Source organism: Gilvibacter sp., assembly GCF_965601605.1.
GTDB lineage: Bacteria > Bacteroidota > Bacteroidia > Flavobacteriales > Flavobacteriaceae > Gilvibacter.
In genome coordinates, this window is the sequence record NZ_CBFCWJ010000026.1 from 1 (window position 1) to 17650 (window position 17650).

Annotated in this window: 17 protein-coding genes; 9 read left to right on the forward strand and 8 right to left on the reverse strand. The window is 43.6% G+C overall.

Features of this window, described 5'->3' with window-relative positions; translation table 11 throughout:
• Positions 1–1104, reverse strand: a 1104-nt coding sequence (locus tag ACSLP7_RS07025; RefSeq protein WP_435578643.1) for a S1 RNA-binding domain-containing protein, incomplete at its 3' end; no start/stop codon positions are given.
• A gap of 187 nt (positions 1105–1291) precedes the next feature.
• Positions 1292–2149, reverse strand: a complete 858-nt coding sequence (locus tag ACSLP7_RS07030) for a hypothetical protein (protein ID WP_435578644.1) — start codon at positions 2147–2149, stop codon at positions 1292–1294.
• Positions 2150–2302: 153 nt separating this feature from the next.
• On the opposite strand from ACSLP7_RS07030, the gene ACSLP7_RS07035 reads away from it, so the two are divergent.
• Complete coding sequence (locus tag ACSLP7_RS07035) at positions 2303–3733, forward strand: amidohydrolase (RefSeq protein WP_435578645.1); 1431 nt, start codon at positions 2303–2305, stop codon at positions 3731–3733.
• Here ACSLP7_RS07035 and cmk read toward each other — a convergent pair.
• The 3 genes from cmk to lon all read right to left on the reverse strand — a co-directional run bounded on the left by cmk (position 3730) and on the right by lon (position 8003).
• Positions 3730–4425, reverse strand: coding sequence for a (d)CMP kinase (gene cmk, locus ACSLP7_RS07040; protein WP_435578646.1), 696 nt, complete (start codon positions 4423–4425; stop codon positions 3730–3732). The genes ACSLP7_RS07035 and cmk overlap by 4 nt on opposite strands.
• Entirely contained in the window at positions 4425–5447 is a 1023-nt protein-coding gene (gene porQ / locus ACSLP7_RS07045) for a type IX secretion system protein PorQ (protein WP_435578647.1), read from the reverse strand. The genes cmk and porQ overlap by 1 nt, the downstream gene beginning before the upstream one ends.
• Positions 5448–5552: 105 nt before the next feature.
• Complete coding sequence (lon, locus tag ACSLP7_RS07050) at positions 5553–8003, reverse strand: endopeptidase La (protein ID WP_435578648.1); 2451 nt, start codon at positions 8001–8003, stop codon at positions 5553–5555.
• Positions 8004–8221: 218 nt separating this feature from the next.
• Here lon and ACSLP7_RS07055 point away from each other — a divergent pair, with 218 nt between their 5' ends.
• From ACSLP7_RS07055 to ACSLP7_RS07070, 4 genes are read left to right on the forward strand one after another with little or no spacing between them, the layout of a single operon-like run.
• Positions 8222–8779 carry an RNA polymerase sigma factor gene (locus tag ACSLP7_RS07055; RefSeq protein ID WP_272831921.1) on the forward strand — a complete coding sequence of 186 codons (558 nt, stop codon included), beginning with the start codon at positions 8222–8224 and terminating at the stop codon, positions 8777–8779.
• Entirely contained in the window at positions 8776–9336 is a 561-nt protein-coding gene (locus ACSLP7_RS07060; RefSeq protein WP_435578649.1) for a hypothetical protein, read from the forward strand. Before ACSLP7_RS07055 ends, ACSLP7_RS07060 begins: the two co-directional genes overlap by 4 nt.
• Positions 9320–10408: a hypothetical protein gene (locus ACSLP7_RS07065; RefSeq protein ID WP_435578650.1), complete on the forward strand. Its 1089-nt coding sequence runs from the start codon at positions 9320–9322 to the stop codon at positions 10406–10408. Before ACSLP7_RS07060 ends, ACSLP7_RS07065 begins: the two co-directional genes overlap by 17 nt.
• 18 nt (positions 10409–10426) lie before the next feature.
• Positions 10427–11152, forward strand: a complete 726-nt coding sequence (locus tag ACSLP7_RS07070; RefSeq protein ID WP_435578651.1) for a head GIN domain-containing protein — start codon at positions 10427–10429, stop codon at positions 11150–11152.
• A gap of 73 nt (positions 11153–11225) precedes the next feature.
• Here the strand turns inward: ACSLP7_RS07070 and ACSLP7_RS07075 are convergent, their stop codons facing one another.
• The 3 genes from ACSLP7_RS07075 to ACSLP7_RS07085 form a co-directional block, all read right to left on the reverse strand.
• On the reverse strand, positions 11226–12236 hold the full coding sequence (locus ACSLP7_RS07075; protein WP_435578652.1) for a DUF6252 family protein: 1011 nt from the start codon (positions 12234–12236) through the stop codon (positions 11226–11228).
• Between the two features lie 26 nt (positions 12237–12262).
• Entirely contained in the window at positions 12263–13576 is a 1314-nt protein-coding gene (locus tag ACSLP7_RS07080) for an MFS transporter (RefSeq protein WP_435578653.1), read from the reverse strand.
• A gap of 89 nt (positions 13577–13665) precedes the next feature.
• The gene (locus ACSLP7_RS07085; RefSeq protein ID WP_435578654.1) at positions 13666–14484 is read right to left on the reverse strand and encodes a M48 family metallopeptidase; all 819 of its coding nucleotides are present in this window, start codon (positions 14482–14484) and stop codon (positions 13666–13668) included.
• A gap of 249 nt (positions 14485–14733) precedes the next feature.
• On the opposite strand from ACSLP7_RS07085, the gene ACSLP7_RS07090 reads away from it, so the two are divergent.
• From ACSLP7_RS07090 to lpdA, 4 genes are all read left to right on the forward strand, one after another.
• Complete coding sequence (locus ACSLP7_RS07090; RefSeq protein WP_435578655.1) at positions 14734–15258, forward strand: collagen-like protein; 525 nt, start codon at positions 14734–14736, stop codon at positions 15256–15258.
• 1 nt (position 15259) lies between these two features.
• The gene (msrB, locus tag ACSLP7_RS07095) at positions 15260–15751 is read left to right on the forward strand and encodes a peptide-methionine (R)-S-oxide reductase MsrB (RefSeq protein WP_435578656.1); all 492 of its coding nucleotides are present in this window, start codon (positions 15260–15262) and stop codon (positions 15749–15751) included.
• Between the two features lie 53 nt (positions 15752–15804).
• The gene (locus ACSLP7_RS07100; protein ID WP_435578657.1) at positions 15805–16017 is read left to right on the forward strand and encodes a DUF6515 family protein; all 213 of its coding nucleotides are present in this window, start codon (positions 15805–15807) and stop codon (positions 16015–16017) included.
• A gap of 81 nt (positions 16018–16098) precedes the next feature.
• Complete coding sequence (gene lpdA, locus ACSLP7_RS07105) at positions 16099–17475, forward strand: dihydrolipoyl dehydrogenase (protein WP_435578658.1); 1377 nt, start codon at positions 16099–16101, stop codon at positions 17473–17475.
• The last annotated feature ends 175 nt before the right edge of the window (positions 17476–17650 follow it).

Consider the following 17650-nt stretch of genomic DNA (forward strand, 5'->3'; position numbering starts at 1 on the left):
CGCACTTCTCAAGTGTGTAGACCAGCTCATTTCAGAAACGTGGATCAAACCTTCAACACCTTCAGCAACCTCGATAAATGCACCGTAATCAGCGATTACAACTACTTTACCTTTTACTTTGTCACCGATCTTCACTTCTTCACCTAGTGCATCCCATGGGTGTGCGCTAAGCTGCTTCAATCCAAGTTGGATTCTTGTTTTGTTTTCGTCGAAGTCTAAGATTACCACGTTCAGCTTCTGATCCAATTCTACGATCTCGCTTGGGTGGTTGATACGAGACCAAGACAAGTCGGTAATGTGTACAAGACCATCTACACCTCCAAGGTCTACGAATACACCGTAAGATGTGATGTTCTTTACAACACCTTCCAATACTTGACCTTTCTCCAATTGAGAAATGATCTCTTTCTTTTGTTCTTCGATATCTGCTTCGATAAGCGCTTTGTGAGAAACAACTACGTTTTTGAACTCGTGGTTGATCTTCACCACTTTGAATTCCATAGTTTTTCCAACGTACATATCGTAGTCACGGATTGGCTTCACGTCGATCTGAGAACCTGGCAAGAACGCCTCGATTCCGAATACATCAACGATCATACCTCCTTTAGTACGACACTTCACGTAACCGTTAACGATACTACCTTCATCATGAGCTTCGTTTACACGATCCCAAGCTTTGATAGTACGCGCCTTACGGTGAGACAGGATCAATTGTCCTGTACTGTCTTCACGCACATCGATCAATACTTCTACTTTGTCACCTACTTTAAGATCCGGGTTGTAACGGAACTCGTTTAGTGAAATAACACCTTCACTCTTAGCGTTGATGTCGATGATCGCGTCACGCTCGGTCATGTGAATAACCTCACCTTCAACAACCTCATCATCTAAGGTGTCAACAAAATTCTCAGCCACTAACTTTTCAAACTCTTCTAGTTTAGAGTCTTCGATAGGGTCGATTCCCTCTTCGTAGTTGTGCCAGTCGAATTCTTTAAGGAATTTTTCAGGGTTCTCCTGAGCTGGAGATACCGCTGGAGCCTCTTGGGCTTTTTTAGCTTCTGTAGCTTCTGCTACTACCGCTTCTTCTTTAGCTTTTTGAGCCATAAATTGAATTTATTCTTCGCTGCCTGTGCAGTCGAAAAATAAGGGTTTGTATTCTGTAGTTCTCGGGAAGCTTTGCTGCGGATCAGACCGTACAGAAGTTTTCTACTTTGTTTTCATTCCTTTTTGATGCTTCCATACCGCCAAAAAGGACGGCAAAAGTACACCAAATATTTTGAAAATCAAAAGTCTAGCGGTAAACAAAAGTACGGGTAAACACACGCTCCACAGATCCTACTCTAGGGCGTTCTATCTTGATGATCCAGTTACCTTTATCATCATAGGTGTATTCATAGGTAAAACTGACGCGACCCTTTTTATAAGCAATCACATCACCCTGCTCATTATAGCTGTACGTAGAGACCGTTTCTCTGCCCGATGCACTGCGTCTTATTTCTTGAATTATTCTTCCGCTGTCATCATAGGAATAATCAATAACAGCATCTATGGTTGAGCTATCCTTGTAGCTCAATTCTCTAGAGATTCCATACTCACCGTAGGCCTTAATAGTCTTGAATGTTATAAAGGTATTGGTGATCTCGCGCGTCTCACAGTGGTAGGCTTCATCGTCAGTTAGGTCTTGCATTTCTTGAGCTTCACAAGCACCTATACTATAGACAATGGTCTTCACAACATCTCCAGTATTGTTTTGATGCGTCTCTTTTTGTAACCAAAGGCCGTTGGCATCCCATTGATAATCGATCTGAAATACATCATTACCGTCAAAGTCAACTCTTTTTACTTGACCGAGGTTTTGATCAGCATCATCCAAATATGCATAACTGACACGCTGATTGTATACAATACCGTTTACAGTATCGTAGACCACTTGCGATTTGATTCGGCTGTAATCCAATTCCAACTCATAACGGGTGATCTTTTGAATTTCAATACTGCCATCTTTGGCTTTTTTCTGCTTGACCTCTTCTACTGTGAATGATTTGGGCTTTACTTTAAAATCTTCCAGGTAGTCCGGTTCGATTTGAGAGAATCCTTGAAAAGAAGAAATGATGCAAACTGCGGTTAAAAGGATGACGCGATAGTTCATAATGTGGATTTTTACAAACATACAAGAATAGCAAAAGGGTGTCCATTAGGCAATTGCCCTATATTTCAGCAGCCGCAGTTTAAGAGTTTTACTCGTAGTAGACTTCCACTTTTTAGAACTAATCCGTACATTTAGAATCTAAACTAACCTCGTATGAAAAGAATCATCTCCCTTTGTTTGCTGCTCATCAGCGGCACTGTCTTTGCCCAACAAGGTCTTACAGAAAACAAGAAGGCCATTTTGGCTTCCGTTGAAAAACATCAAAAGAAACTCATTGAGATCTCTGATGCAATCTGGGGCAATGCAGAATTGGCCTTTCAAGAAACCAAATCTTCCAAGATCTTGGCAGACTATGCAGAAGCTAACGGCTTTAAAGTAGAAAAGAACATAGGCGGCATGCCAACAGCATTTATCGCAACCTATGGTAGCGGTGAACCTGTGATCAGTATTTTAGGCGAGTTTGATGCCCTTCCGGGGATTTCGCAAAAGGCGCAACCCACCAAAGAACCTCTGGAAGAAGGCGGAAACGGCCACGGCTGCGGACACAATATGTTCGGAACTGCCTCATTGGGTGCAGCCATCGCCATTAAAGAACTCATGGAAGCTGGAAAGATCACTGGAACCGTGAAATTCATGGGAACTCCTGCAGAAGAAAAGTTCTTTGGCAAACTTTGGATGATTGAAGCTGGAGCCTGGGAAGGTGTTGATGTAAACATCAGCTGGCACCCCAGTGCTAAAACGGAGGCCGATGTACAGAGTTCGTTGGCTTTGGTAGATTTTATGGTTGAGTTTTACGGACAAGCGGCCCACGCAGCTGCAGATCCTTGGAATGGACGCTCCGCTTCTGATGCCTTAGAATTGTATACCCAAGGAATCAACTATTACAGAGAGCATGTTAGACCTACCGTTCGTATGCACTATCACATTCAAGACGGAGGTCAAGTGGTAAACGTGGTTCCCGATTACTCCAGACTTTGGGTACGGGTAAGAAACTCAGATCGCGCAGGAATGATGCCGGTTTACGAACAAGTCATGAAAATGGCGGAAGGTGCTGCCATCATGGCCAATGTAGACTACAAGGTTTCTCTCATCTCTGGTATTCACGAGGTTTTGGTGAATCGTACCGGAGGAGCTATCATGCAAAAAAACTTAGAGCTTTTGGGCCCAATTGAATACACAGCCGAAGAAACTGCCTATGGCAAAAAGATTCAAGAACTGACCGGAAAGCCGCAAGTCGGTATGGACAGCAGTATTAGCCCTATGCTAGAAACGCGTGAAAATCCAGGTGGAGGTTCTACCGATGTTGGAGACGTGAGTTGGAATGTGGCTAACATCAACTTGGGAGTAACTGTAGCTCCTAAAGATACTCCTTGGCACAGTTGGGCGGTTGTTGCCTGTGGCGCAATGAGCATTGGACATAAAGGAATGCTTCAAGCCACTCGCGCTATGGCCATGACTATGGTAGATCTGTTTGAAGATCCAGAAAAAGTAAAGGAGGTAAAGGCAGAATTCATGGAGCGCAAAGGCGACTACCAGTACGAAGCACTTATTCCTGACGGACCGCCGCCAATTGGACAAAACTAAATCCTACCCGCAATTCGGTCTTTGGCCAATTGCAAAATAGTATGAAACTGATCTTCTAAGTTGGTTTCTGTATTGTCAATCTCAATGGCATCTGCCGCTTTGACCAGCGGAGAATCTGCTCTGGTGGTATCTATACGATCGCGTTCGGTGACGTTCTCGTAAACCTCGTCGTAAGTGATGTCGTCACCTCTATTTTTTAGTTCTAAGTAGCGACGTTTAGCACGCTCGGCAGCATCTGCAGTCATAAAGATCTTAAGCTCGGCATTCGGGAATACCACCGTCCCAATATCGCGACCGTCCATAACGATTCCACCTTCCTTGCCCATTTGATGCTGGATAGCGACTAATTTTTTGCGCACTTCTGGAATGGCCGCTACAGGGCTGACGTGTTCAGAGACCTCAAGGGTTCGAATGGCGCTCCCAACTCTTTCACCGTTAAGCAAAACTTGAGAAGTTCCTGAGTCAGAATCATATGAGAAGGCAACCTCTATTTTAGGTAAGGCAGCAATTAAGGCTTCTTTGTTGAGCTCATCTCCTTTAATTATCCCTTCATTTAAAGCATATAGGGTAATGGAACGGTACATGGCTCCTGTATCCACATAAACATAACTGAGGTAATCTGCCAATTGCTTGGCGACTGTAGATTTTCCCGTAGAAGAATAGCCGTCTATGGCTATAGTAATTTTGCGCATCAGCGATTCAGATCTATGTTCAGACCAAAGAAACTGGCATTAGCTGCAGCACTGTACTGAGAATAACTGTAACTAAGTCTGATCTTGTTGAGTTTTATCCCGAAACCAGCACTGAGGCCGGCAAAAGCTCGTTGCTCTAAAATACGAAGTTCTTCGGCTCTACGCACATTGTAGCCCAATCGAATGTTGAATCCGCTTTCTGGGAAGAGCTCCAAACCAAAGATCATGTGGCGAATGGCGTTATCAAAAAAGTTGATGTTTTCAGTAACCACGCCGCCTTCCAAGTCTGTGATGGAACGGTTTGGATTCTCAAAGGCGATGTTCCAAACCTGCATATTCTCTAGGGTAAAGTGCCAACGAATCGGAATGTTTTGAAGCGTTTGAGAAATACCAAAAATAAGTTCAAAAGGCAAAGGCTCATAGACTTCATTAAAAGGCGTAAACTGCGTTCCTATATTCCGAGCCACAGCTGAGATGTGTAGATCCCATGGCTCATAAACATACATAATCGCCAGATCTATGGCACCTCCAAAGGAGCTGTACTGTTCTAGCTTGGAAGAGATGAGCTTGACGTTTGCACCTACGTGAAAGTCGGTATAAGGGATGTTTCTAGCATAACCTGCTGAAAGGGCCACTTCTCCTCCACTAAAACTGTTGGTTGGATTTCCTGACTCATCAAAACCATCAAATTGTCCGTAGTTGATGTAAGTCACTCCAGCGTGCAAAACCTGAGTACGTCTGTCCCAGAGATAGGCATACGAGGCTGTTCCGTAGTTAACATCTGCAAAATAGTTGACGTAATTGATCTGTAATTGATTGTCCATCTCTGGATTGATCGACGCAGGATTGTAGAGCCCCTGCGATGGATCCCAGTCATAATTGGTGATCACTTTTCCACCCAAAGCCGCCTGCCGCGGAGAATTCACCAAATTGAGAAACTGATAGGTGTATCGGCCTCCAATCTGAGCGCTCGCGGTAGCACTGGCAATCAACAGGAATAGGACAGCAATTTTTTTGGACATGGATTGGATAAACCGGTTATTCCATTAACGATTGCAAGTATAATTTATTTTTGAGCTAGAAAAAAACGAATGGCCTGCAATCTGGGCGATTCCACCGATTTAGCCCTAGAGCTTTTTAGCCTTCGCTACTTTTTGCTTTAAGAGTGCTTTATCAATCACCTCACCCATCTCTTTGACGTAGTGAAAAGTCACCCCTTTCAAGTACTGCGGATTGATCTCTTCCACATCGCGTTTATTGTCCTCACAAAGAATGATCTCCTTAATACGCGCTCGCTTGGCCGCCAAGATTTTTTCTTTGATTCCACCTACTGGCAAAACTTTACCACGTAGGGTGATTTCTCCAGTCATTGCCAGAGATTGCTTCACTTTGCGCTGAGTAAACAGAGATACCAAAGAGGTCAGCATGGTAATACCTGCGCTCGGCCCGTCTTTAGGTGTAGCTCCTTCCGGTACGTGGATATGCACATTATACTTATCAAAGATGTCATCGGCAATACCGAGGTCTGCGGCATTGGACTTGATGAATTCCATGGCGATGGTTGCTGATTCCTTCATCACCTTTCCGAGGTTTCCGGTTATGCTCAAGCTGCCTTTCCCTTTGGATAAGGTCGATTCAATAAAGAGAATATCTCCACCTACACGCGTCCAAGCCAATCCAGTTACCACACCAGCAACTTTGTTGTTCTCGTATTTGTCGCGTTCTAGCTTAGGAATGCCCAGCACGTCTACCACAGTCTGCCTGTCTACTTTTGCCTTGTAGTCTTGTTCCATGGCAATATTCATGGCCGCATAGCGCACCATTTTGGCAATCTGTTTTTCCAAACCACGTACGCCAGATTCCCGGGTGTAGCCTTCCACAATCTGTTCCAATTGCGGTTTGCTCACTTTTAAGTGTTTAGACTCCAGACCGTGCTCCTCCAACTGTTTAGGCAAAAGGTGTTTTTTGGCGATCTCCACCTTTTCTTCAATAGTGTAACCGCTGACGTTGATGATTTCCATACGATCGCGCAGCGCAGGTTGAATAGGTCCCAAACTGTTTGCCGTAGCAATGAACATCACTTTGGAAAGGTCAAAGCCCATCTCCAAAAAGTTATCATAAAAGGCCGAGTTCTGCTCAGGATCGAGTACTTCCAACAAGGCAGAAGAAGGATCTCCCTGATGTCCTGCTGCTAGTTTATCAATCTCATCCAACACAAAGACTGGGTTGGAAGTCCCTGCCTTTTTGATATTTTGAATGATGCGTCCCGGCATGGCTCCTATATAAGTCTTGCGGTGTCCGCGGATTTCTGCCTCGTCGCGCAATCCGCCTAGAGAAATACGCACGTATTCTCGCCCTAAGGCTTCTGCTACAGATTTCCCCAAAGAGGTCTTCCCGACTCCCGGAGGTCCGTGTAAACACAAAATGGGCGATTTCATATCATTGCGCAGTTTTAAAACTGCGAGGTATTCAATGATGCGCTTTTTAACGTCGTCTAAACCGTAATGATCTCTATCTAAAATGCGCTGAGCGCGTTTAAGGTCGAATTTATCTTTGGAGAACTCATTCCATGGTAACTCCAAGAAAAGATCTAAATAATTACGCTGAATAGAGTATTCTGCGACCTGAGGATTCATGCGCTGCATTTTGGCCAATTCCTTGTCAAAATGTTCCGCAACTTTCTCATCCCATTTTTTGGTCTTTGCCTTTTCGCGCATATTGTTGATCTCCTCTTCTGTAGAGCTTCCACCCAACTCTTCTTGAATGGTTTTGATCTGTTGTTGCAAGAAGTATTCGCGTTGCTGTTGATTGAGATCACTTTGCACCTTATTCTGGATGTCGTTGCGCAAACTCAGTCGCATCATCTCCTCATTAAGGTACTTGAGCGTAGCCAAGGCGCGCTCTTTGAGGTTATCGATCTCCAACAGCTTTTGCTTGTCTTTAACTGGAACATTTAGGTTGGAACACACAAAGTTGATCAGAAACGAGCTGCTTTCAATGTTTTTTATGGCAAAGGAAGCCTCACTAGGAATGTTTGGGCTGTCTTTAATGATGTCCAAAGCCAGATCCTTAATGGATTCAATAATGGCCAAGAACTCACTATCCCCTTTTTCTGGTCTGGATTCCGCAACCTCCTGAATAGTGGCTTGCATATAGGGATCCTCTTGAACCACTTCTTTGATCTGGAAGCGCTTCTTCCCTTGAATGATCACCGTAATGTTTCCATCAGGCATTTTTAAAACGCGTAAGATACGCGCAACGGTTCCCTGCTGGTGGATGTCCGCAGCTGTTGGATCTTCTACAGATTCATCCTTTTGTGCCACCACCCCTACTACTTTACTGCCTTTATTGGCTGTATTGAGTAGTTTGATGGATTTATCGCGTCCAGCAGTAATAGGAATCACCACTCCAGGGAAAAGCACCGTGTTGCGCAAAGATAAAATAGGTAAGGCATCTGGAAGGGCCTCTTTATTCATGGCCTCTTCATCCTCCGGAGTCAATAAGGGGATCAATTCAGCTTCATCACTGAAATCATCCAATGACAAACTGTCTATATTTACAAATCGATTCTTCGACATAGTATATTTTAAGTCATATTGTCACCCAACATTAAGGCTGAGTGTCTTTTTTAAAGCAATTGCTGAAGTACCTTTATCGCGCAAAGCCTATTGATAGGGCTTTTTGAGGTTCATCAGCTTCTACAATAAGTCAATTAATATGCCAATTCAGAAAAATTTTGTCTTAAACTGTAACATCAAAGCAGCAAGTCCTTCTTTACCATAAACAATAGTTTTTCTTGGCACTAACCCAACCAAATACTGACCAACCCATTGAAGCCCTTTTGGGTCTTTGTAGAGACGGAAACCAACTGGCGCAATTGGAGGTCTATAACCGATACCAAAAGGCCATGTACAACACGGCCGTTAGAATCGTAAAGGATTCCATGGAGGCCGAAGACGTTATGCAGGAATCTTTTATCGCAGCCTTTAACAAGCTAGATACGTTTAAGGGCGATGCCAGCTTCGGGTCTTGGTTGAAGCGTATCGTGGTAAACAACAGTATTGCCAAATACAAGAAGAACAAACGTTTTACAGACCTATCGGTAGATCAACTACCGGAAGAAGCAGAAGAATCGAGCTCCTTAACGGAAGCTGATTATTCTCAGGTCAAAGTAGCAGCGGTCATGGAAGGCATGAACGCTTTGAAGGACAATTACAGACAGGTATTAAGTCTGCATTTGATAGAAGGATACGACCATGAAGAGATCTGTGAGATCATGAAGATTAGTTACGGCAACTGCCGAACCATGATCTCCAGAGCAAAAGAAAGTTTAAGAAAGAAGTTAAGCGTATGAACCAAAATGACAATATAGAAGCACTCTTTAAGCGCTTGGAAGGTGAATTCGACACTAAGAATGCGCCTCAAGGACACAACGCTCGTTTTATGCAGCGCCTCAACAAGGAGCAGCCCATGAGCAGCGGGAAGCCTAAGATCGCTTATTGGAAGATCGTTTCGGCCTTTGCAGCCGTGATCACTCTGGCCTTTTTATTGACGGGAGTTTTCAATCCTGCAGCTCAAGAAACCAGCGGTTTGGCCAGTGTCTCTCCGGAGATGGCTCAGACTCAGGAATTCTTTAATACTGCGATCAACACGGAATTAGAACGCCTGAACAGTTTTGAATCCGAAGCAGCTAAACAGCTCGTAAATGACGCCATGCTTCAGATGGAAAACCTAGAACAGGAATATCTTAAACTGGTTGTTGATCTGGAAGAAAGCGGAAACGACAAACGCGTGATCCACGCCATGATCAATAATTTTCAGAGTCGTATCGATCTGTTACAACACGTAATTTCAACCATAGAAGGAATCGAACTAATTAATCAATCCAACACTGATGAAAGCATTATTTAAATCCCTACTGATATTCATGCTCTTGCCAACGCTAGCCGTTGCTGGAGACAACGACAAATTCAAAGGTCGATATACCAAAGAGAAGACCTTAAATCAAGAGTACACGGTTAACGCCAATGCCGGACTGCTTATTGACAATACCTACGGAAACTTAGACATAGTTACCTGGGATCAAAACCGAACGGTTATTGAGGTTACCATTAAAACCAACGGAAACAACGAGGAAAAGGTTCAAAAACGATTGGATCAGATCACAGTAGATTTTTCTGGAAACGGATCACTAGTGACTGCTAAAACTAAGATCGGTAGCGGCGGACGTTCCTGGAACTGGTGGAACAACAAAAATAACGGCGTTTCTATAGAAGTGAACTACGTGGTGAAAGTTCCAGTGACCAATTCCCTAGACCTGAGCAACGATTACGGTGCCATTACCCTCAATGAGAGCGACGGAAACGTAAAGATCTCCTGTGATTACGGACAGCTCAATATTGGACGTCTTAACGCAGCGAATAACTTATTGAACTTTGACTATACGAATAATTCATCTATTGCCTATATGAAAAGTGGACGCATCAATGCAGACTACAGCGGCTTTAGCTTGGATGAAGTGGAATATCTGGAACTCAATGCAGACTACACCAAGAGTACCATTCAAAATGTAGGGGAACTTAATTACAGCTGCGACTACGGAAAGCTTAATGTAGGTGATGTAAAAACAGTGATTGGAAATGGAGACTATATCCCAGCGAGCTTTGAGACCCTTTCAGGCGATTTAAACATTAACTCCGATTACGGATCGATCAGCGTTGACCGCATGACGCCATCGGCAGGAAATGTAACCATTAAATCTTCTTACGCAGGAATCCGCTTGGGTTATGACGCTGGATACAACTTCGACTTTATTGTAAACCTGTCTTATGCCAGCTTAAGCGGTAAGGGCGATCTAAACGTGAGCATGGAGTCTAAAGACGGTAGCCGCAAGAGTTATCAAGGAAATCACGGTAGCGCCAACTCTGGCAACACCATCAACATACGCTCCTCTTATGGCGGAGTGACCATGAAAAAGAAATAATCATCAAAATCAAGAAACATGAAAACCACAATCAAACTATTAAGCGTGTTGTTTATCCTTTCAGCACTCCCGGCTCAAGCCCAATGGGGAAACAAAAAGGTAAAAGGAAACGGTAATGTAACTACCGAGACTGTTTCTACAGGAGACTATGACGTTGTTGCTGCTGTTGGTCCTATGGACGTTTACCTAGTAAGCGGAACTGAAGGTACCATCAGCGTGGAGGCAGACAGCAACTTCCACGAGTATATCGAGATTGAGACCAACGGAGATCAATTGGTAGTAAAGATCAAAAAGAACTACAATCTAAAGTCTAAGAACCCTATCAAAGTAACTGTTCCTTTTGAAGATTTAAGCGGAGTAAAACTTACAGGATCTGGAGATGTTATGACGCGTGATGCTATAAGCGCAGACAACTTTAGCGCAGCTGTGACGGGTTCTGGAGACGTTAGTCTAGAAGTAAATGCAGACAATGCTAGCTTTAAGATCACTGGATCTGGAGATATGCGCTTGAAAGGTAGCGCAGATATGGCCAGCCTAAAGATCAGCGGTAGCGGTGACTTTGACGGAAAAATGTTCCGTGCACAGAATGCGGAGGTTTCTATTTCTGGTTCTGGTGACGCCTCGGTATTTGCCGAAGGAAATTTGAAAGCTCGTGTTAACGGCTCAGGAGATATTACTTACGGAGGGAATCCGTCTGTAGACAAGAAAGTATCAGGATCTGGAACGATCAGTGCCAGAAACTAGGTTTCATTCATCAACTAACAAAAAAGCCACGCTTAATCAGCGTGGCTTTTTTTATGTATAAATAAGTTCTCCTTTACAAAGGCTTCACATCAAATTCTCCATTGGTGACTTCAATGGTAGGTGCTGCAGGATCCACAAAGTTCTGCAGGATCAACTCAAAGGTTCCAATATAACGACCATCAGCAGTGATCTCAGTGATGGTAAAGTTTCCTCCTGATTGAGATCCAAATACAACAGAAGGATCGGCTGCATCTGGGTTGTAAGTCATAATGGTTGCTCCTGGTGAAGGCAGACTTTCAAATTCATAAGTACCAGGAGTAAGATCCAAATTGAACTGTAAGCCTAGTACTTGGTTGGTCGTATCATTGATTCCAGAAATGGTCAATACTGTTTCGCCAGCGAACTCTACCGTGCTCACAAGGATAGTGGTTGCACCAAGCTCTGTTCCATCTAAATCTGCTTTGAAAATATTGTCATCGGTTCCACCGAGATCACCCGTGTAGAACACATCAGTAAACATACCTTCGGTAATTTCTACAAATTCTTCTACAATCTCACCAGCATCATTAAATACTTCCCGTTTTGCAGTAAAACTAAATGTTCCGCTGGTTTGTCCTGCAGTAAGATCTAGTTCTGTAATATTTATAACACCAGGGCTGTCAGCTTCTCCTACTGATAGGTAAGCCGATTCATCCGGGTCATCATCATCAAAAGCTGGATCATAAGCTCCTCCAACGGTAGGTCCAGTACCAAAGTTGAACGGAATCTCTCCTAAAGTTGGACTCTCCACAGTGATCAATATCTCGTCACCGGTTGTATTGTCACGTGCTGCAATAGCATAGGTTCCAATGGAAATCCCTGCGGATACATTTGTTCCACTTGCAAAGAAATCCGCGCCGTCTACTTTAGCGCTAAAAGTTCCAGCTGTTGGGTCAGGATCTGTGGTATCTCCTCCTCCATCTCCATCGGTATCTCCACCGTCCATGGTGGTATCATCGGTAACGAATTCACCTTCTAAAGGTTCGTTATCACAAGCAAAGATGCAAAGGCAAATAGCCAGAATTGGCAGTATTTTCTTAATCATAGTAGGTTTGATTTATTTGGACAAACTTAATTAATTTCTTCAGACTTGGTCGATTTTGGAACACGCATCAGCAAAAACACACCCACGGCAAAGAACAGAATCAGAAAAATAACCGAATTGCGCATGCTGCCCGTGATCTGATCAATTACTCCATAAATCCCCATTCCAATTACAATTCCGATCTTCTCAGCCACGTCATAAAAACTGAAATACGAGGTAGTATCCTCAGTCTCTGGCAGAAATTTAGAATAGGTAGATCGCGACAAGGCTTGAATACCTCCCATGACCAATCCAACCACTCCTGCGGTGATATAGAATTCAATGGGTTCAGTGATAAAATAAGCCACTACGCAGATCGCCACCCAAATGACATTAATAACCATAAGGGTTTTAATGTTCCCAAAGCTTTTTGAAGCTCTCGCAGTCAATGTAGCCCCAAGAATGGCCACCAATTGAATCACTAAGATGGATACGATCAATCCCATGGTCTTTTCAGAGCTGCCGCCCCAGGCAATCTCTTGCTCCCCAAAATAAGTAGCTACTAACATCACGGTTTGTACCGCCATAGAATACACAAAAAAGGCCCCTAAAAAGCGCTTGAGCCTTGGGTTGGTTGCCAAGGAGCGATATACACCTCTTAGTTCTTTATATCCGTTTCCTAAAATTTCACGATGGATTTTCCCACTACTGGAATTACCCTTAGGCAAGTGATAAAAGGAATACTGACTGAACACGATCCACCAGATCCCCACCATAACAAAGGACCACTTCATTGCTGCCATTTCTCCGCCTTCTGGAGCGCCAAGTACCATCACTAGATTCACAATCAACAACAGTACACTTCCAAAGTAACCCATAGAAAATCCTTGAGCACTCAAGCGATCTTGCTGCTCCGGGAAGGCCACATCAGGCAAATAAGAATTGTAAAAAACCAAACTGCCCCAAAATCCAATCAGCGCTAAGAAATAGGAGGTTGCACTCAAATAGAGCGAATCGAGATCAAAGAAATACAAAGCCATACAGGAGGCTGCTCCCAAATAACAAAAGAACTTCATGAAATTCTTTTTGTTCCCAACATAATCAGCAATCCCAGATAGAATGGGCGAAATAATGGAAACCACCAAAAATGCCGCAGCCGTCACATAAGTGATGAAAGGGGTTTGTGGGATTTCAAATCCTAAAAAATTTACGCTGTCTACACCTGCGATCTCAAAGAGGGCGCCGTAGTATATAGGGAAAATTGCAGAAGCAATTACTAGACTGTAAACGGAGTTAGCCCAGTCATAGAAGGCCCATGCGCGCATGAGCTTCTTACTGCCTTTAGGGAGTGCTTGTTTCAATGTATTTGGTGTTTAGTTGTTGTTCGGTCAAAAAAAAGTCGCCCTTTCAGGCGACTCCTAAGTTAATTATTTTTTAAGTGGACTGCACACTATTTAAACGAAGTGACTCCAAATTTTGAAGCTTCTGCCTTTGCTTCGTCTACCCAACCCTTAATATTGTTGATTCGGGTTTCGTTACTCGGGTGTGTACTTAAGAATTCTGGTGGAGCTTCACCATTTGATGCCGCAGCCATGCGTCTCCAAAGTTGAATGGCCTCGCTAGGCTCATATCCAGCTATGGCCATAATGGTAAGTCCGATGCGATCTGCTTCGGATTCATGTTTACGGCTAAAAGGCAGCATCACTCCCACAGAGGTACCAATACCGTATGCTTGGTTGAATATTTGCTGGTTCTTCGGATCATTACTCAAAGCTACATTACCCGCTACTGCACCAATTGCTTGTAATTGTCCGGCGCTCATACGTTGTTGTCCGTGGTTGGCCAAAGCATGTGCGACCTCGTGCCCCATAATAGCAGCAACACCACGCTCCCCGTTTGCGATAGGAAGAATTCCTGTATAGAAAACAATCTTTCCACCAGGCATACACCAAGCGTTGACTGTTTCATCCTTCACTAAATTGAATTCCCACTCGTAATCCTTCAAATAACCCGCATAACCGTTAGCGTTTAACCAGCGTTCTGCAGCTGTAGAGATCTTTTGCCCAACATTCTGCACCATATTGGCATCTGCCGTTCCAGTGACTACTTTGTTCTCAGACAAGAACTGGTCATACTGTTGGAAAGCCATCGGTAAGATCTGTGAATTGGGCACCAAGGCCAAAGTCTTCTTCCCGGTAAAAGGGTTCGTGGTACAGGCCACTAAAAGACACGTCATGGCGATATACGTGAGTGATTTTTTAAATATCATAAGATGGGTTTTTCGAAAATATAAGGTACAAAATTTATCCATTCAAAGATGCACAATCCAAATTTAGTACCAGAATAGATAGATGAAGATCGAAATGGAATTCGACGCTTGACAAATTAAATCGATTAATGACAAAAATCCCCTTATTCTTAACTTTGGAACGACTTTTGAGTTAAGCTCCCCATACCCACAATTCTGCGGGATTGTGGTTCAGAAATCAAAAACGCAAAAATTAAAAACTACGACAACATGAAACGAATTGCACTACTCTTTTTGCTAGCATTACCGCTAACTGTCTTTACCTCTTGTGAGGGAGATCCAGGACCTCCAGGACCTCCGGGGTTGGATGGGACAAGCTTGCTTGGAACTGTATTTGAAGTCAATGCGAACTTCAACGCCAGTAATGAATTTAGAAATTTCTTTAGCTACCCAAGCACACTGCAGGTATTTGACTCCGATGTAGTGTTGGTATATCTTTTAGAAGAGACCACGCCAGAAGGTCTAGACGTTTGGAGTTTGTGTCCGCAGACTTTCTTTACGCCGAATGGAACTTTAGTTTACAACTTTGATTACACTGCTGTAGATGTTTCAATCTATCTCTATGCGGATTTTGACCTAAACTTTGCAGGGCCTGAGTTTACTCAGAATCAAATCCTAAGAGTTGCGGTTGTTCCTGCTGATTTTGGCGAAAATATCAATATCTTTGATATGGAAGCTGTAATGGATGCCCTAAACGTTTCGACAGACAGCATAGAACGATTAGAATTGGATTAAAATGTTAAAAAGATTTGTGCTATTAGCACTCTGCGCAGTCACCTTGGGCTGCAACGGTCAACAAGATAAAGAGAAGGAAGAAGCAAAAGTATATCCGGTAACAAAAACAGACGCTGAGTGGCGTGCTGAGTTGTCAGAACTGGAGTACTACGTATTGCGCCAAGCGGGTACTGAACGCCCGTTTACTTCGCCTTTAAATAAAAACTACGAATCTGGCACCTATGTATGTGCGGCATGCGCTACACCACTTTTTGAGTCAGAGAACAAGTTTGACAGCGGAACCGGATGGCCGAGTTTTGACCAAGAGATCAAAGGTAATGTGGAATATTCCACCGATTATAAAATCGGCTATGCGCGCACTGAAGAACACTGTGCTACCTGTGGAGGACATTTGGGACACGTCTTTAGTGACGGCCCAAGAGACACTACCGGTAAACGTCACTGTATCAATGGCGCAGCCTTAGAATTTATACCCAAAAAGGCGCAGAATTAATTAAACCTTTTTAAAGATTTAGGGTCTTATAAGTGTAACCAAATTGGACACTTATGAGACCTTTTTTTATTGCCCTAATTGCCCTTTGTTTTGTCGCAACCTCCTGTGCACGTCGCGTGGTAGTTTCTCCTAAAAAACAAGTTACCGTAGTAAAGACGGCTCCTAGAAATCATCAAGTAGTAGTGGTTCGCGGACAACGCTACTACACCTGGAATGGAAACCATTACAAAAAGACCCGTCAAGGCTACGTCTTAGTACGCATTTAAAACTCGTAGCAAAAGTTGGTATCAGTTTAGGTTATTTCGTAACTTTGAGGTCTTTAAAAAACACCTTTAAATAGTAGCGAAATGACGCAATACGATGTTATAGTTCTAGGAAGCGGCCCTGGCGGATATGTAACCGCTATTCGTGCTTCTCAACTCGGCTTTAAAACTGCAGTAGTAGAAAAAGAAAGCCTGGGTGGGGTTTGTTTGAACTGGGGATGTATCCCAACCAAAGCCTTGCTTAAAAGTGCTCAGGTTTTCGAATACCTAAAACATGCCGAAGATTACGGTTTGACTGTAGAGAATGCAGACAAAGACTTCGGAAAAGTTGTGGCGCGCAGTCGCTCAGTAGCCGATGGCATGAGTAAAGGAGTGCAGTTCTTAATGAAAAAGAACAAGATTGACGTTTTAGAAGGTCACGGCAAACTAAAGTCTGGTAAAAAGGTAGAGGTTAACGGAACCGAGTACAAGGCAGATCACATCATCATTGCCACTGGAGCACGTTCTAGAGAATTAGGAAATCTTCCTCAAGACGGAAAGAAAGTGATCGGATATCGCCAGGCGATGACCTTGGAAGAACAACCTAAGAGCATGATCGTTGTTGGATCTGGTGCCATTGGGGTTGAGTTTGCTCACTTTTACAATTCCATGGGAACTGAGGTAACTATCGTTGAATACCTACCTAACCTTGTTCCTTTAGAGGATGAAGAAGTTTCTAAGCAGTTTGAGCGTTCTTTCAAGAAAGCAGGGATCAAAGTGATGACCAATGCTTCTTTGGAAAGCGTAGACACTTCTGGTAAAGGCGTTAAAGCAACGATTAAGACTAAAAAAGGCGAAGAGATCCTTGAAGCAGATATTGTACTGTCTGCCGTTGGAATCAAATCGAATATTGAAAACATAGGCCTAGAAGATGTGGGAATCGTTACGGACCGCGATAAGATCGTGGTAAACGATTGGTACCAAACCAACATTCCTGGTTACTACGCCATTGGAGATGTAGTGCCAGGGCCGGCTCTAGCCCACGTAGCTTCTGCAGAAGGAATTACTTGTGTAGAGAAAATCAAGGGAATGCACGTTGAACCAATCGATTATGGAAATATTCCTGGGTGTACCTACGCTACTCCAGAGATCGCTTCTGTTGGTATGACTGAAAAACAAGCCAAAGAGGCTGGTTACGACATCAAAGTTGGGAAGTTCCCATTCTCTGCTTCTGGTAAAGCAAGTGCTGGTGGTCACAAAGACGGTTTTGTAAAAGTAATCTTTGATGCTAAATACGGAGAATGGTTAGGCTGCCATATGATCGGTGCTGGAGTTACAGACATGATCGCAGAAGCGGTACTTGGACGTAAGCTAGAAACCACTGGACACGAAGTGTTGAAGGCTGTTCACCCACACCCAACGATGAGTGAGGCTGTGATGGAAGCAGTAGCTGATGCTTATGACGAGGTGATTCACCTGTAAGCATTTACTCAATGAAATATTAGAAAAGGACTCCAAATGGGGTCCTTTTTTTATGGTATTTTGTGGCTTTCTGAGGGTTTTAATGGCTTTTTTTGTGGGGGCTTCCAGCCCCTCCCCAAATTAAATTAGGAATCAATCCGAGCAAATAAAAGATTTCCTAGCAAGCATTGATGAA

What these genes read in the sequence shown, in the direction of transcription:
- lpdA (WP_435578658.1), top strand. Translation starts at nt 16,099, where the DNA reads ATGACGCAATACGATGTTATAGTTCTAGGAAGCGGCCCTGGCGGATAT.
- porQ (WP_435578647.1), bottom strand. Translation starts at nt 5,447, where the DNA reads ATGTCCAAAAAAATTGCTGTCCTATTCCTGTTGATTGCCAGTGCTACC.
- ACSLP7_RS07035 (WP_435578645.1), top strand. Translation starts at nt 2,303, where the DNA reads ATGAAAAGAATCATCTCCCTTTGTTTGCTGCTCATCAGCGGCACTGTC.
- ACSLP7_RS07100 (WP_435578657.1), top strand. Translation starts at nt 15,805, where the DNA reads ATGAGACCTTTTTTTATTGCCCTAATTGCCCTTTGTTTTGTCGCAACC.
- ACSLP7_RS07090 (WP_435578655.1), top strand. Translation starts at nt 14,734, where the DNA reads ATGAAACGAATTGCACTACTCTTTTTGCTAGCATTACCGCTAACTGTC.
- ACSLP7_RS07065 (WP_435578650.1), top strand. Translation starts at nt 9,320, where the DNA reads ATGAAAGCATTATTTAAATCCCTACTGATATTCATGCTCTTGCCAACG.
- cmk (WP_435578646.1), bottom strand. Translation starts at nt 4,425, where the DNA reads ATGCGCAAAATTACTATAGCCATAGACGGCTATTCTTCTACGGGAAAA.
- ACSLP7_RS07085 (WP_435578654.1), bottom strand. Translation starts at nt 14,484, where the DNA reads ATGATATTTAAAAAATCACTCACGTATATCGCCATGACGTGTCTTTTA.
- ACSLP7_RS07030 (WP_435578644.1), bottom strand. Translation starts at nt 2,149, where the DNA reads ATGAACTATCGCGTCATCCTTTTAACCGCAGTTTGCATCATTTCTTCT.
- lon (WP_435578648.1), bottom strand. Translation starts at nt 8,003, where the DNA reads ATGTCGAAGAATCGATTTGTAAATATAGACAGTTTGTCATTGGATGAT.
- ACSLP7_RS07060 (WP_435578649.1), top strand. Translation starts at nt 8,776, where the DNA reads ATGAACCAAAATGACAATATAGAAGCACTCTTTAAGCGCTTGGAAGGT.
- ACSLP7_RS07070 (WP_435578651.1), top strand. Translation starts at nt 10,427, where the DNA reads ATGAAAACCACAATCAAACTATTAAGCGTGTTGTTTATCCTTTCAGCA.
- msrB (WP_435578656.1), top strand. Translation starts at nt 15,260, where the DNA reads ATGTTAAAAAGATTTGTGCTATTAGCACTCTGCGCAGTCACCTTGGGC.
- ACSLP7_RS07075 (WP_435578652.1), bottom strand. Translation starts at nt 12,236, where the DNA reads ATGATTAAGAAAATACTGCCAATTCTGGCTATTTGCCTTTGCATCTTT.